This is a genomic window from Microbulbifer sp. ABH2_005, from assembly GCF_056160005.1.
Genome location: NZ_JBSWWI010000003.1, coordinates 159,829 through 175,474, shown reverse-complemented (window position 1 = coordinate 175,474; position 15,646 = coordinate 159,829). Strand labels below are relative to the sequence as shown.

At 53.6% G+C, this 15,646-nt stretch carries 9 protein-coding genes; 1 reads left to right on the top strand and 8 read right to left on the bottom strand.

Annotation, left to right across the window (positions count from 1 at the left end; translation table 11 throughout):
* Window positions 1–57: 57 nt before the first annotated feature.
* The 6 genes from aroK to ACXAFI_RS19695 are packed head-to-tail and all read right to left on the bottom strand — an operon-like array spanning window position 58 to window position 5,614.
* A complete protein-coding gene (gene aroK, locus ACXAFI_RS19720) occupies window positions 58–582 on the bottom strand; it encodes a shikimate kinase AroK (RefSeq protein WP_475110169.1) in 525 nt (174 codons plus the stop codon).
* Window positions 582–2,780: a type IV pilus secretin PilQ gene (locus ACXAFI_RS19715; RefSeq protein WP_475110129.1), complete on the bottom strand. Its 2,199-nt coding sequence runs from the start codon at window positions 2,778–2,780 to the stop codon at window positions 582–584. Before ACXAFI_RS19715 ends, aroK begins: the two co-directional genes overlap by 1 nt.
* Window positions 2,780–3,310, bottom strand: a complete 531-nt coding sequence (locus ACXAFI_RS19710) for a pilus assembly protein PilP (RefSeq protein WP_475110128.1) — start codon at window positions 3,308–3,310, stop codon at window positions 2,780–2,782. Before ACXAFI_RS19710 ends, ACXAFI_RS19715 begins: the two co-directional genes overlap by 1 nt.
* Window positions 3,307–3,927: a type IV pilus inner membrane component PilO gene (locus ACXAFI_RS19705; RefSeq protein WP_475110127.1), complete on the bottom strand. Its 621-nt coding sequence runs from the start codon at window positions 3,925–3,927 to the stop codon at window positions 3,307–3,309. Before ACXAFI_RS19705 ends, ACXAFI_RS19710 begins: the two co-directional genes overlap by 4 nt.
* 12 nt (window positions 3,928–3,939) lie before the next feature.
* Window positions 3,940–4,536, bottom strand: a complete 597-nt coding sequence (locus ACXAFI_RS19700; protein WP_475110126.1) for a PilN domain-containing protein — start codon at window positions 4,534–4,536, stop codon at window positions 3,940–3,942.
* Window position 4,537: 1 nt separating this feature from the next.
* On the bottom strand, window positions 4,538–5,614 hold the full coding sequence (locus ACXAFI_RS19695) for a pilus assembly protein PilM (RefSeq protein ID WP_475110125.1): 1,077 nt from the start codon (window positions 5,612–5,614) through the stop codon (window positions 4,538–4,540).
* A gap of 147 nt (window positions 5,615–5,761) precedes the next feature.
* On the opposite strand from ACXAFI_RS19695, the gene ACXAFI_RS19690 reads away from it, so the two are divergent.
* Window positions 5,762–8,452, top strand: a complete 2,691-nt coding sequence (locus ACXAFI_RS19690; RefSeq protein ID WP_475110124.1) for a penicillin-binding protein 1A — start codon at window positions 5,762–5,764, stop codon at window positions 8,450–8,452.
* Between the two features lie 146 nt (window positions 8,453–8,598).
* Here the strand turns inward: ACXAFI_RS19690 and ACXAFI_RS19685 are convergent, their stop codons facing one another.
* Both ACXAFI_RS19685 and ACXAFI_RS19680 read right to left on the bottom strand, forming a co-directional pair.
* The gene (locus ACXAFI_RS19685) at window positions 8,599–9,081 is read right to left on the bottom strand and encodes a chemotaxis protein CheW (RefSeq protein WP_475110123.1); all 483 of its coding nucleotides are present in this window, start codon (window positions 9,079–9,081) and stop codon (window positions 8,599–8,601) included.
* 39 nt (window positions 9,082–9,120) lie between these two features.
* Window positions 9,121–15,576, bottom strand: coding sequence for a hybrid sensor histidine kinase/response regulator (locus ACXAFI_RS19680; protein ID WP_475110122.1), 6,456 nt, complete (start codon window positions 15,574–15,576; stop codon window positions 9,121–9,123).
* Between the last annotated feature and the right edge of the window lie 70 nt (window positions 15,577–15,646).

The following is a 15,646-nucleotide window of genomic DNA, read 5'->3' as shown; positions in this document are numbered from 1 at the left end:
GCCGATAGCTAACGCGCTGAGTTAATGAGACGCACTTTAGCACAGAGTGAAAAGTGGTTATTGGGAGAGGCTTGCCAGTAGACGCTCAGCAACCAGAGCCGATGCTTGCTTAGGGGTCAGGTCATCGGTGTCGCAGATCACATCTGCTACTTCGCGATAAAGGGGGGCGCGCTCATGCAAAATTTCTTCTATGCGCGCGCGTGGATTGGGCACTCGTAAAAGCGGCCGATTGCTGTTCTTGGAAGTGCGCTCAAGCAGCTGTTCCACCCCGGCCTGCAGGTAAACCACATGACCAAACTTTTGTAGCAGCCTCCGGTTTTCCTCTAAAAGCACGATCCCGCCACCGGTGCCAATAACTTGACAGACGCCCTGACAAAGCTCTTCCAATACTTCACTTTCACGGCGACGGAAACCAGCTTCGCCCTCGACATCAAATATCCAGGGAATATCCGCCCCTGTGCGCTCCTCCAGCACCTTATCGGTATCGGCAAAAGGCAGCTGTAATTGAGCCGCCAGCAATTTGCCGATCGTTGATTTGCCGGCCCCCATAGGGCCGACAAGAAAAATGGAGCGGTTAATAATCACTTAGATAAAAAAGTCTCGCCTTCTATAATACGGGGGGTGATAAACATCAGAATCTCGCGCTTATCATCAGTATGCACAGTTTTCTTAAACAGGTTACCCAAATAAGGAATATCACCTAAAAAGGGTACTTTCTTCTCTCCCTCAATAACATTGCTCTCAAAAATCCCACCGAGAACAATGGTTTCACCATTGTTAACTAGTACTTTTGTCTCTAAGGCATTTACATTAATGGTAGGAACAGCTGTACTGGCGCTAACACTAAACAAATCCCCAACGCTATTCTGCTCAATATTGAGTTTCATTATTATATTGTTGTCTGGGGTAATCTGAGGAGTCACATTTAACTCAAGAACGGCTTCACGAAATGTTACAGAAGCTGCACCTGATGAAGTAGCTTCAAGGTAGGGAATTTCCACCCCTGATTGAATGGTTGCTTCCTGCTTATCACCCGTCACAACTTTTGGCTGGGAGACAATTTCAGCCATGCCTACATCTTCCATCGCAGACAACTCTAGGCCTAAATAAAAGTTATCCTTCAAAATCGCATAAGCTAGGTTTCCAGCAGATGTTCCAACGCCTAAGTCAACCATTAAAGGCTCATGGGTACTAATCGGTGAAGAAACACTGGGCGCAGATCCAGATCCAGTGATCCCAGAACTATTTTGCCTTCCCGAGCCAATTATCACCGAATCACCGTCAATATCATGAGTGCCCGTATAGTTCCACTGGACACCAAGCTCGCGTTCAAAATCACTATTTGCTGTAACGATCCTAGCTTCAATCATTACCTGCCGGATAGGTATATCTATCGCCTCTATGAGTTCGCGAAATTGGGCGATTTTTTCTTCTGTATCGGTGAGGATAATTGTATTAGTTCGCTCATCAACGATTGCACTACCACGGGCAGATAAAATACTTGCTCGATTGGAATCCTCCTTCCCCCCAGCAAAATTCCCCTTCCCTTGATCATCAGCTTCTTGGCCAGAAAATAATGTAAACAACTCCCCGGCATCAGCATAGCGAACACTTATATATTCAGTTCTTAGCGGTGCTAACTCCTGCAACTGCCGACGACTCTCCAGCTCCTGACGCTCTCTTTCAGCAATCTCAGCAGCTGGCGCCACCATGATGACACTACCTTCCTGGCGCTTATCCAACCCTTTAGCTTTTAATATCAAGGCTAAAGCTTGATCCCAGGGAACACCATCCAGTCTCAAGGTGATACGCCCTTGAACTGTATCACTAGCAACCAAATTCATTCCGGTAAAATCAGCTATAACCTGTAAAACAGAGCGAACCTCTATGTCCTGGAAGTTCAGAGAGAGCTTTTTACCAGAGAACTTGAACTCTTTTTCCTTTTCCCTAATCTCAGCAACAGACAGGGGCTTGACGCTTAGTACATATTCACCGTCAGCCTGGTAAGCCAAATAATCATATTCCACGTCCGCTGGATCTACGGCAACAATGGTATTCCTTCCATCATAATCTACGAGAATTGAATCGACTGGTGTAGCAAAATCTCGAACATCTAGACGCTGGCGTAATGACTCCGGCAAAGTAGTTCCTAAGAAAGTCAGGTTTATTCTACCCTTGGTCCTTTCCACATCAATATTAACAGCAGGATCTGATAGCCTTACAATTACCTTACCTTCTCCCCCTTCTCCACGTCGAAAGTCTATTTCATTGATTTCCACTGAATCAGAAGAGTAAAATTTTTTATTACCTCCTAAATCAAGCCCGCTGTTATGGGGCGAGGGGCCTGAAGTGGTAGCTGCAATAGTTTTTCCTGCTAAACTGGCACCAATTTCCATTACCAACTGATTACCCTGTCGTTCACTGGTATAAACCGGCAGCTCATCCAGGTTTACAATTAGTCGTGTCCGATCTTCACCAGATACTATAATTGCGCTTCTTGCAGCACCTATCCCTAGAGAATATTTCTTTTGCGGCAACACACTTTTAACGCCAGCGAAATCCAGTACGATCCGAGCCGGTTGTTCAATCGTATATCCAGTGGGCTCCGGCGGCATATCATCGAAAGTTAAACGCAGCTGGATGCGGCTTCCCGGCAACTCGGAAAACTGTATATCATTTAGCTGCTTACCCTGGGCTTGAAGCGTCACAGGTCCCATCAATACAGCGAATAGCAAAAGCTGAAACGGCGCCAAACACTTTGCGAACTGCTTATTAATCATTATCCGTTGTCCTTCTCTTCCAGCGCGAGTGCCCGCGGTCTCTCAATCCAACCCCCGGTACCATCCGGTATAATTTCCAATACATCGAGCTGTGAAGGGGTCGCACTCACAACTCGTCCGTGATTTTTTCCTAAGTAATTTCCCACGGTAACCCGGTGGATTCCACCATTACCATCATCAACCAGGGCCCATAGCTGACCATCTCGGGAAATTGTGCCCACCATAGCCAAAGCATCGAAATTGATACTTTCAAGCAACTCTCTGCGTCTACTTAAGTCAGGAGCTATTTCAAGCCTTCTGCCAACTAAACGCTGCTCGGACTCCAAAACAGGGCGAATAAATGGACTCCTCTGTGCAGCGGCACTGTAAATATAGGGACTATATGGTGTAAACGTTGGGATAGGCTCAATTTGCCCCTTGGGCCGACGCTCAACCTCAGCCATTCTCTGATGTAGATCGCTATGATCCGCATTGATACTGCAAGCAGAAATGACTAAAAGGGAGGCTCCAATGGCTATTTTCTTGGTCACCCCTCATCCTCCTGGTCTTTATACCTGTAGGTTTTTGCATTGATCACCATATCAAGTAGGCCACCACCATCTCGGTTAGTTGAGATTGTAAAATCGTGAAGAGTCACAATCCTGGGCATTCCAGCAATACCACTCACAAAAGAGCCAAATTCATGGTAGCCCCCTTGGACCTCAATACGAATCGGCAGCTCAACGTAGAACTCCCCAACTAACTCACTTTCTAAAGCAACCTTTTCGATAGTCAGGCCGCTACCTCTACCATATTCATCAATATCTTCTAACAACCCCGGAACTTCGGTATCTTTTGGAAGCTGCTTTAGCAAAGCCCCAAAAGTCTCCTCCATCTCTGCCAGCTGCTCACGATATGCCTCTAGATTTGCAGCTTCAAATTGCTTATTTTCAAACTGCGTAAATAGCTCTCTCTCTTTATTTGCAGCTCTCTCCAGACTGCTATAGAGGTCGCCAATCCAGAGGTAATATCCAATAGCAATTAAAACTGCTGAAATAATCGTCAGAAGAGCAACACGACCAGCTATCGGCCAAACTCCAACCCTGGAAAAATCGATATCATTGATATCTACATCTTGGAGCTGCTTAAGAGTATCTGCGAGTGCCATTTTTTATTTCCTCTACTCAACGCCAGCGCTAGATATATCACTATCGCCATCATCGGCATTCTCATCCCTACGGCCACTCAAATTTACAGTTAGCTGGAAAGCACTCGCTTGGTCGCCATATTCAGGAGTAGCGGTGACATCTGTTAAGTTTGGGGACTCATACCACTCAGACTGATCCAAATTACGCATAAAAGATGATACACGGTTGTTAGACTCTGCTATGCCTGACAATTCTAACTGTACACCTTTACGAGTGACCTCAACTAACCAAAGCCCTTCAGGAGTTGCCATCACCAGCTCATCAAAATAACGCACGGCCAGGGGGCGGTTTCCTTGGAGTTCCTGGATCACTCGCATACGATCAATCAATTCCTGACGGCGCTTTTTCAAGTCCTTAATTTCGCTCACCTGTTTATTGAGCGCATTAATCTTGACCTGCAATATCTGATTGCGCTCATTCTGTAGAGCAACCTGCCGATCGACAGCTTTCATCCATAAAAAAACCGACAAAGCAGCGGCAATAATTACCAGCACTAACACTTGCTGAAATTCTTTCTGCTTCTGCGCGCGATATTCCTGTCGCCAGGGGAGTAAGTTAATCTTGGCCATCTCAGTACTCCTTTTCCCGCATGGCGAGCCCTGTGGCGATCATCAGTCCCGGAGCCTCTTTGGCAAGCATTTGCTTGTTCACTCGCGAAGACGTGCCCATGGCGAAGAATGGGTTGGCGACCACTGTGGGTTTCCCCAGTTTTTCACCCACCAGGTCAGAAAGCCCTTCCATAGCGGCAACACCACCGCTAAGCAATATGTAATCCACATCGCTATAGGAAGTTGAGGAATAAAAAAACTGCAGCGCACGGGTGACTTGCTGAATGACTGCATCGCGGAACGGCTCCAATACCTCAGCAAAGTAGTCATCTGGTAGACCACTGCCACCCTGATGCTTGGCCAGAGATGCCTCTTCGGCAGAGAGGCCATAGCGCCGCTGTATTTCATCGGTAAGTTGGCGACCACCAAACAGTTGTTCACGGGTATAAACCGTTTTGCCGTCTACCAATACAGACAAAGCGCTCATGGTCGCACCGATATCCACTACCGCTACAACCAACTGCTCTTGGGGAGGAAACTGATCCTCCAGCAAAGTGTAAGTGCGCTCAATGGCATAGGCTTCAACATCGACGACCCCAGCCTCCAGTTCGGCCTCACCGAGGGCTGAAACCCGTTGCTCGATATTTTCGCTACGGCACGCCGCCAGCAGCACTTCCACCTGGTCATCCCCCTTCTCAGAAAGCCCCTGTACTTCGAAATCAAGACTTACTTCTTCGAGGGGATAGGGAATGTATTGGTCCGCTTCCAGGGCGATACGCGCTTCCAAATCTTCATCAGAGAGGTCAGCGGGCATTTCCAGGGTTTTGGTGATCACCGCAGAGCCGGATACAGCTACAGCTGCGCGGCGCAGGCGAGTCTTGGAGCGGCGCACGACTTTGCGGATCGCTTCCGCCGTGGCACCAATATCATTGATGTTCTTGTCCACAACCGCATTCGGCGGCAGAGGTTCCACGGCGTAGCTTTCGACTCGATATTTATCGCCATTGCGACTTAGCTCCAGCAACTTTACTGCGGTCGAGCTAATATCCAGTCCCAACATGGCCTTCGGGCCTTTATCCAGAAAAGGGAAAATCCCCATTTTTCTTATCTTTTCCGTGGGTTATGAAAGTTTGATGTTATAGCACTTTAAATTACCGCTTCAACCAGCATTTGCATAGGTAATAGCGCACAATATTCGTATAATTATTCACCGAATCACACAAATGAAGTACACAGAAGCAGTTTCATGACAGTAAAAGCCCGAAATCGTCTACTAGCACTGCTCTGGCTCTGCCTCGCCGGAACAGCTGGCACAGCCATGGTTTTCGCCAGCATTTACCTCTATTTGAAGCCCGGGCTGCCCTCAGTTGAAAGCCTGCGCGATATTCGCTTACAGACCCCATTACGGGTCTACTCACAGGACATGAAACTGATTGGTGAATTTGGGGAGAAACGCCGCAACCCCATCACCATAGAGCAAACGCCAGAGCCGTTTATCAAGGCCATCCTGGCGGCTGAGGATGCGAGTTTCTACTCACATAGTGGGGTCTCGATTAAGGGCCTGATGCGCGCCGCATCGCAACTGGTGCAGACCGGTTCCATCCAGTCCGGCGGCAGCACATTGACCATGCAGGTGGCGCGTAACTTCTTCCTGAGTCGCGAACAGCGCTTTATCCGCAAATTCAATGAGATCCTATTATCACTGCAGATCGAGCGTGAACTCAGCAAAGATGAGATTCTGGAACTCTATATCAACAAAATTTTCCTGGGCAACCGCGCCTATGGTTTCCAGGCAGCTGCGCATGTTTACTACGGTCGCGATATCAAAGACCTGAGTATGGCGCAATGGGCGATGATGGCTGGACTGCCTAAGGCCCCCTCCACTTTCAACCCCATTGCCAACCCTACTCGGGCCCTGGTGCGGCGCAACTGGATCCTGAAGCGCATGCTCGATCTGGGCTATATCGACCAGGATGAGTACAAGCATTCCATTACCGCTCCGGTAACCGCCAGTTACCACAGCCGCGATTTGGATCTGGATGCTCCCTATATCGCCGAGATGGCCCGCAAGGAAGCTGTAGATTTGTTTGGCGACAGTGCCTATACCGATGGCTACCAAGTCATCACCACGATCAACAGCCGCCTCCAGGACCAGGCTCGCAAGGCGCTGCAACACGGTCTTGAGACCTACGATGCACGCCACGGTTATCGCGGCCCTGAGCAGCGTCTACCTCCGGAACTATTGCACGATAGCGACCAGTTAATAGACCTTCTTAACGAAATTCCGGTGCTCGGCGGGCTCGAGCCGGGAGTGGTCACCGCTGTGGAACCCAAGCTTCTACAGGTGCAGCTTCGCGATCGCCGTGTTGTGGAAGTCCCTTGGGAAAATGGACTGAGCTCTATTCGCCCTTATGTCACCGAGAGTTCCCGGGGGCCCCGCTTGCAATCCGCTGAGAAGATGTTTGCACCCGGCGATGTGGTGCGCCTGCGTCGTATTGAGGTCAAACACACAGAGGTTGTCGGAAGCCAGCAAGAATCTGCCAACCCAGGTGATTCCACCCAGCTTGTCAGCGCCTTGGAAGACAGCCCGCAACCGGACCCATTCGCCGACCCCGAGGGAACCAGCTCCAGCCCTCAAGAGCCTCAAATTTCTGAGGAGTGGGAGCTAACCCAGGTACCCTCTGCCCAGGGCGCCCTCGTCTCTATCGACCCCCAAGACGGCGCTATACGCGCCCTGGTGGGTGGCTACGACTTCCGCCAAAGCCACTTCAACCGAGTCACCCAGGCGGCACGGCAGCCGGGCTCCAGCTTCAAGCCGTTTATCTATGCCTCGGCCATCGAGCGTGGCTATACCGCTGCCAGTGTAATCAACGATGCGCCGATCATCTTCGAGGAAACCAACCTTCAAGATGTGTGGCGCCCAGAGAACGACGGCGGTACTTTCCTTGGTCCCACCCGCTTGCGTATGGCTTTGTATAAATCGCGCAATATGGTCTCTATTCGACTGCTGCAGGCACTGGGGCTCGACTACGCCCTAGGTTTTGTCGAGGGCTTTGGCTTTGATCGCAGCAAACTCGCGCGCAACCTAACCATAGCCCTGGGCAGTTCCGCTCTAACTCCGTTGGAAATGGTGCGCGGTTACGCCGCCTTCGCCAATGGCGGCTATCGGGTGGAGCCCTACCTGGTAGATAGGGTGCTGGATGTGAATGGAGAAACCCTGTACCAGGCCCTGCCCCTCACCGTGTGCAATGACTGCCCTGAACCCGGCAGTGAGCCCCGTGGCTTCAACAATGAGGAACCTCTGGACCTGGCGGCAATACAGCCGGGAGAAGAGGGGCCAGACCAGGGTAAGGAGCCCCCGGAGCTAAAAGTTCTCCCTGTAGGCCCGCTGGATTCATCCAAATCACAGGCGCGCCCCCTGGCACCGCGCGCCATGTCGCCTGAGACCGCATACATCATGGATTCCATCCTCAAGGATGTGATCAAGAAGGGCACAGGGCGTCGCGCCCTCGCCATGAAGCGCGGCGATATCGCTGGCAAAACGGGTACCACCAATGGCCCTCGCGATGCCTGGTTCTCGGGCTACAGCCCCTACCTGGCCACCAGTGCCTGGGTGGGATTCGACTCCTATGGCGAGCTTGGCAAAAATGAATATGGTGGCTCTGCGGCGCTACCCATCTGGATAGATTTTATGAGCGTAGCCCTGGAGGGATTGCCCGAGCGGCACTTGCCCCAACCGGACGGCATAATGACCGTGCGCATCAATCCCAAGAACGGTCTACGCACCTCCTATGGCGGTATGTTTGAGATATTCCGTGCCAATAGGGTACCTGGGCGTGAAGCCTACAACCCCTACCGCTCCGGATACACCGATGAAGATAGGGATATGCCCGGCCGCGATCAGCCTAGCGAGCCTCCACCGGAAGAGTTGTTCTGAAATCCACAATTTCTGCCGCAAAGCCCGCTCAATGAGCGGGTGGACAGATAAAAAAAGGGGCCCATGGGCCCCTTTTTTTATCTGTCATTTTCTTATTGCTTGTTCTACCAAAGACCTGCCTACTTCCTGCGACTCCGTCATTGTCATTAATCCGGCTCTCGGTACCTGATGCAGGCACGCTCCAACCCCTGCAAATCCGGGATAACAGCCTCTTCACCAGAAAGCGCCACGTGCATCAACTCTCCAGGGTTCAGGGTCTGCTCGCGAAGCGCCAGTTCATCGGGTGTCACTCGCACAAGGCGCGGTGTTCCCTGTAGTACAAGGGCAAAATATGGAAGGTCTCCATCGGGGTTACCACTGCTGAGCACCGCGATACGAGCGCTCTCAGAAGCACCACCAAGCGCCTCTCCGCGCATCACATCAAAGGACAACAGCGGCAACCGCTGCTCACGCCAGACCAGATCTCCGAGGTACCACTCGGGCACATCGTACACAGCCATGGGTACCTGCATGGCAATCACCTCGGACAGGCTCTCTACAGGCACCAACATCTGCCCCTGTTGTAATGGCAACAGCAGGCTGCTCACCTCCTGAGGAACATCTAGCGGCAGTGCTTCAACTTCACTCATTGCCCACCTCTTGCATATAGACTCTCATTTCTTAGCCGCTCAGCTGCCAACGGCCGAGGTGCCGGCATATTCGCGAATCGCCTCGAGCAATACATCCTCCTGGTAAGGCTTACCAAGGTAGTGATTGACGCCAAGGGACATAGCGTGATCGCGGTGCTTACTGCCAGTACGGGAGGTGATCATCACGATAGGAATATCGCGCAGACGACTACTTGAGCGGATATGGCGCGCCACTTCAAAGCCGTCCATACGCGGCATTTCAATATCCAGCAGAATGAGATCCGGAACCTTATCCTGCAACTGGATCACCGCATCCTGCCCATCTTTGGCGGTACTTACCAGGTAACCCTCGCGCTCCAGGAAGCGTGTGGTCACCTTGCGTACGGTAACAGAATCGTCCACCACCATGACGGTCTGCTGGCGCGCTTCCGGCTCGGGCTGTTGTTCTGATTGTAATTGCAGCTGCGGCATATCCGGGCGCGCCAACTGGGTTGCCTGGCGACGTAACAGGGCATGGGCATCGAGAATCACCACCACGCTGCCATCACCAGTAACGGTGGCTCCGGAAACCCCCTGTACCCCGGCAAACTGTGGGCCCAGGCTCTTCACAACAATTTCTCGGCTGCCGCGGATAGCATCCACCTGCAGGGCCATAGCGTGACCTTCGGAGCGCACCAGCAATACCGGTAGCTGCATATCATCGACACTGAGCTTCGGCTGGGCACCAGACTTCAGCAGGGTGCCGAAGTAGTTCACCTCATACAGCTCGCCAGCATACTCAAAGCGGGCATCACTTGAGCGGTAGTAGTGTTCCAGCTCAAAAGGACTGAGGCGCACAATACCTTCGATGGTATTGAGTGGCAGGGCGAACAAGTCCTCGCCTATCTTCACCATCAGGGCGCGGTTTACCGACACGGTAAACGGCAGGCGCACGACAAATTCCGTGCCGGCACCGGCCTCGGAGTTGATATGCACGCTGCCGCCGATTTGCTTCAGCTCGGCGGAAACCACATCCATACCCACGCCGCGGCCGGAAATTTGGGTTACTTTTTCCGCAGTGGTGAACCCCGCCTGCAGGATAAACTGCAGGATTTCGTTATTGGAAAGCTCCGCATCCGCGCGCATCAGGCCATTTTCTACCGCCTTTTCCCGCACACGGATCAGGTTTACCCCGGCCCCGTCGTCGCGAATAGTCAGCACCACCTCACTGCCCTCGCGGGCCAGGGCTACATCGATACGCCCGCGCTCGGCCTTACCCGCCGCGCGACGTAGATCGGGCATTTCAATGCCGTGGTCAACCGCATTGCGCAGCATATGCTCCAGAGGTGCCACCATGCGCTCCAGCATGGACCGGTCCAGTTCGCCCTCCACGTTGGAGAACACCAACTCCACCTGCTTACCTAGCTCGGCACTCACCTGGCGCACAATACGGCGCAGTCTGGGCACCAAGCGTGAGAAGGGCACCATGCGACTGCGCATTAGCCCCTCTTGCAACTCTGTGTTGACACGAGACTGCTGCAACAACAGCGTCTCGGTATCGCGGGCCTTGTTATCCAGGGTGGAACGCAGCTCCATCAAGTCAGAAGTGGACTCCAATAGAGAGCGAGACAGCTGCTGAATAGAGGAGTAGCGGTCCATCTCTAGCGGATCAAAATCACCATCCTGTTCGGCCAGCTGCTCCTGGCGGAACAGGATTTGCGCTTCGGTTTCGCGATCCAGACGGCGCAACTGTTCGTTAAGACGCAACAGGGTCGAGTCCATCTCATCGAGCGCCAGACCAAACTCACTCATCTGCTCTTCGAGGCGGCCACGGGAAATAGCGGTCTCACCGGCGAGGTTTACCAGCTCTTCCAGCAGCTCCGCTGCAACCCGCACCATTTCCTGAGGCTGGTTCCTAGTGGGCGCGGACACTTCATTTTCCACCCCTCCGGGCTTGCGGATAAATGGCAGAACATTGCCAGCATTTGCTGTTTGCACAGCCTCTGGCAGTAATTCCGTGGGCTCTGGCCTTAACTCTGGGGCAAGACTCTCACCGCCGGTAACGGGCAATAATTCCCCTTCGCCAGCTTCGCCATGGGATTCATCAGAGAAAGCTTCCAGTGCAGCCTCAGCGCTGGGGAGATCCTCACCTGGTAGCTCTTGAGAGACGGTTTCAAACGCATTATTTATTGACGCCTGGCCATCAGCCCAGTCTGTGCTGATAAGCTGGACAAAAGCCTCCAGCTGCTCGCCCGTCATCCAGGCGCGCACCGTTTCCACGCCATCGGCAATTCGGTCATGAGTAGAGTGCGCATCAGTAAAGAATTGCGCCGAGGGCTTAACAATACCGCGCATGCCTTCAATCGCGGTTTCAAAGCGGTGCGCTACTTCGCCGAGGCCCATTAAGCCGGCCATACGGGCGCCGCCCTTGAAAGTATGCAGCACCCGTTTGAGCGCCTCAGCATGCTCGGCGCTCTCGGGGGTATCTTCCCAGGCCTGAATCAACTCCTCCAGCTCATCGGTTAGATCGCCGGCCTCTTCCATAAACACATCGACCACATCGGGATCGATTTCCGCCAGCAGACGCTGCTGTTCTACAGGACCCGCTTGCGGTGCAGGCTTGTCAACATCGGGTATGCCAAGAGAGGAATCCCAAACTTCTTGGCTAGGCTCTACAGTACTCTGGGCAGGTTTGCCAGCCTCATCTGCATTGGCCGCACTGGATTCAGTCAGCTCAAACAGTGCCTCATATAAATCATCCAGGGCCGGCTCGGACGAGACTTCCTTAGGCTCCTCACGACTCTCTTCTGCTGCCTCTGCCACTGGGGCATTAACGCTTTCCACCTCAGTTGAGTGTGCGGACTCTAGCTCGACGTCCAACAGAGGTTCAGCAACCGTTTCAGAAGCAGATTCAAATACGGTCTCCACTTCCGCTGCGGGAGCTTGCACCTCATCGGTGGAATCCGTTTGCTCCTCTACCACAGTGCCTACCAGCGCAGCCTCTGTACCTACCGGATCGAGGGGTTGTGCCTCAATACCCAGTTCGCTCAGATCGTAATCTTCCTCGTACGCTTCTTCGCTCAGTTCGCCTTCTGCCAGATAGCGCAATGCCTCCTCTACCGCCTCGCTGACCTCGGGCAGATCCTGGGCAGCGGCGACCGCATCGACCAGGTCCAGTAGCTCGTTGTGTCCCTGCTCAAGGGAAGCCCACAAGGCGGGCTCTTCCTCTAACTGGCCGGCCAATACCTTGCGATAAACTTCCAGCAGCAACTGTGCCAGCTCTGCCAGGGTTGGTAGCTGGGCCCGACTGGCGGCCTCCTGCAGAACATTGAGCTCTTCAGCAACTTCACTGACCTTGGATTTATCGGCGGGATTTGCACGCCACTGGCTAAGCATCTGGTCCGCATCCAGCAGGACACGCATACCGTCAGCCATCAACACTTCAAGAAGTTGCGGATCTACGGCTCTGGGCTCATTCGCTTCGCGTTCGCGGATCAGGTGACCCACAGAGCGTTCCTGTAACTCAGCGATACGGGCGAGGAATTGCTCGGCTCTCTCGACTACGATGGGTGCTTCAGCGCGGATCTGAGCCAAAACCTGGCGCACGTAACTAGCGCCATCGCCGATCAGATCGAAGATATCCGCATCAATGGGCACTTGGTAAATACGCAGCTCTTTGGCGAAGCGCTCCAGAGGCGCCATCATCTCGGCCACCACCTTGACCTCCGCCATATGTGCGGAGCCCTTCAGGGTGTGCAGGGCACGGTGTAGGGGATCGCTGGGTACACCGTAAACCGGAGCCGCAGCATGCATATCCGCAAGATAGTCATCGACGACACTTAGGTGAGTTTCAGCCTCCTGGGCAAAAATTTCCCACAGCTGCGCCCGCTCATCGTTGCACTCCGCTTCATCAGCAGTTGCCGCGGGGGCTGTATTTGTATCTTCGGCCAGCAGTTCCGAGGGGATGTGTCCCTGGCTGAGCTGCTCCGCCCAGGCCTGCAATTGGAGGGTAAGGGGCTTATCCGGGTCGCCCTGACGGAGACGGAATGCCTCAATCATCGATGGCAGCTTCTGGTAGACCCGCTCAATCAACAGCACATGGGCGCGTTCAGGCTTAATGCTGTCATCAATCACCCGATTGAGCATATTTTCCACTGCCCAGGCCAACTCGCCAATATCCAGCGCCTCGACCATGCGGCCGGAACCTTTCAGGGTGTGGAAGCCGCGACGGAACTCCACCAGGGCATCGGTGTTGGCAAAATTGGCAGCCCATTCCGGGAAGTAATTGCCGATATGGGCGAGTACTTCGCTGGCCTCCTCGAGGAAAATTTCGATGATTTCATCATCGATCAAACTCTCACTGTCCTCGACTAACTGCTGGGGCTCGCTCTCAACCGGTTCTGTGGTCGAGTCAGTCTCCTCAAGCAGCTCAGCATCGGCTGGCAACAGCGCATCTTCACGCTCAACCGCCGGCACTGCCGAAACAAAGTCCTCAGCCGCTATTGTCGGGGCCTCAATGATGGGCTCAGGTTCAACAGGCTCTTCAGTCGGAGAAAACCAGTTGTCCTCATTGTTGCGATTTTCTTCGGTAACGGGCGCTTCTGAAACAGGGTGCTCCCCTAACTCAAACTCTTGAGCTTCCGCTGGCAAATCAACGATTGGAGCTATCGCAGGCTCCGTCTCAATTTGCTCGGAGATAAGGGGGGAGGGTCGCTCTATCGCTTTATTTTCGTCACTCTCATCGGAGTCTGCGGTTTCGAAAACTTCAGGTGTCAATAACTCCAGGGCATCGCTGTCCTCTTCGTCCGCCATATTTTCACGAACGGACTCTGTCTCTTCTACTGGGTCATCAGTTTCTTCACCGACAAAGGAGATACCGAGATTCGCGATACTGTCTTCGGCCAAAGCCAGCAGCATTTCGGTATCATCCAAGCCCTCGACACGTCGCTCCAGATAGTACTCAACACTGGTAATCGCATCGGCCAGGGTATCGAGCATGCGCCACTCCGGCTGCTCTGCTCGCTCCATCAAGGCTTCGCTGATATAGCTATTACAGGCGGCAATGATTTTGCTCGCACGCTGGTAGCCCACCATCTCCAGTCCGCCGCAAACCTCTTGCAGTCGCTGGGGTACGCGGCTCAAATAGCTAATATCCCAATGGCTGGCCACATACTCCATGACCGCCTCTTTTACCGCCTCCAAGCCCAGGCGCGCTTCGCGCAACACCGAATCTGTGGCATCCCCCATAATCGGCTGGTCATCGTCACCGCGCTTATTGCGATCGACAGTAGCCGCCAGGGCCGAATCGAGTTGTACCAGTTCGCCTGCAGCGCGCATCAGATACTCATCGACATCGCTACCGCGCGAAGCATCGCGCAGGCATTCATAGATGCCCCGGGCACGGCCTCGCGGCACCTCGAGGCCCAGAACACCGAGCGTATCCGCGATCCGCTTGGCTATGGTTGCGGTCTCGCTGAGGGGGGGCTGTTCGGAGGCTGCGCCGCTGGGTTCCAGCGCCTCACGCACCAATTGCAGCTCTTCTCGCAGTGCAGTTATGGCAGTGCCCAGTGCTTCTGGCCCCATCGCCAGGACGTCTTCAGTATCCGGTCTGGGAGTGCCCGGCACCGCCTTATCCAGTGCAAAGCGTTGGTAAAGCCCCTGGCAGCGATTGCCATTTGGGCCGGCCAAATAAACGTAGAACAGCAGGTTGCACAGGAAATCTGCATCCAGCTCGGCATCCAGTACCCTAGCGCCACGGCCTTGCAATAAGCGGAACTCAACATCGATACGGCGCAGCAGATGACGCAATGCAGGCTGCACAGTGATGCGGTGCTCAGCCAGAGCTTCCAAAATACCCAGCAGGACTTCCCATAGGGATTGGCGACGGCTACCGCTATAGAGCAGTTGCAGTTTTTCGACAATCTTTACTAAGTAGGAAAGGCTCTCGCCACTGTTCACATCGCGGATCAAACCCGCTGCGGCTACGTGGTACATTTTGCGCAGCTTGCCTACCAGTTCCTGCAGGCGTGCATTGTCCGCCGTCAAGGGCTGACGCTTACCGGCGATTCGGTCCAATGAGGAGAGATCTGGAGAGAAGAGTGCGCCCTCGGTAATCAGGCGCTCGCGGCGCACCGCACGCAAATCGTTGAGGAGTGGCAGTAACAATACCGCGTTATCCCTGCGCTGGAAGGACACCTTCTCCAAATAGAGAGGCAGTTCCAGTAGGGCGCGCATCATAAATTCGCGCGTTTCATCGGTATTCTCTACAGTGCCGCCGGCCAGTGACTGAAGCAGCTGCTCCATTTCTTCGGCCAGCATCGCCGCACCATTGAGCTGCGCCATATGCAGGCTGCCGTGTACCTGGTGCACCAGGGACAAACTGTTCTGCAGCAGGGTCTCGCCGGCTTGCGGGTCCGAGGCAAAAGTCTCGAGAAATTGACGCGCCTGCGCCAGGGTCTCGTTAATTTCACCTATCAGCCAGTCCAGGGCCATGAAGTTCGGATTGTCGTGACTCACGCCAAGTCCCCAATAATTCTTTCTCTATGCAGGCGCTCTACCCGGCGCGAGCCAGGGTTCGCGGTCTTGC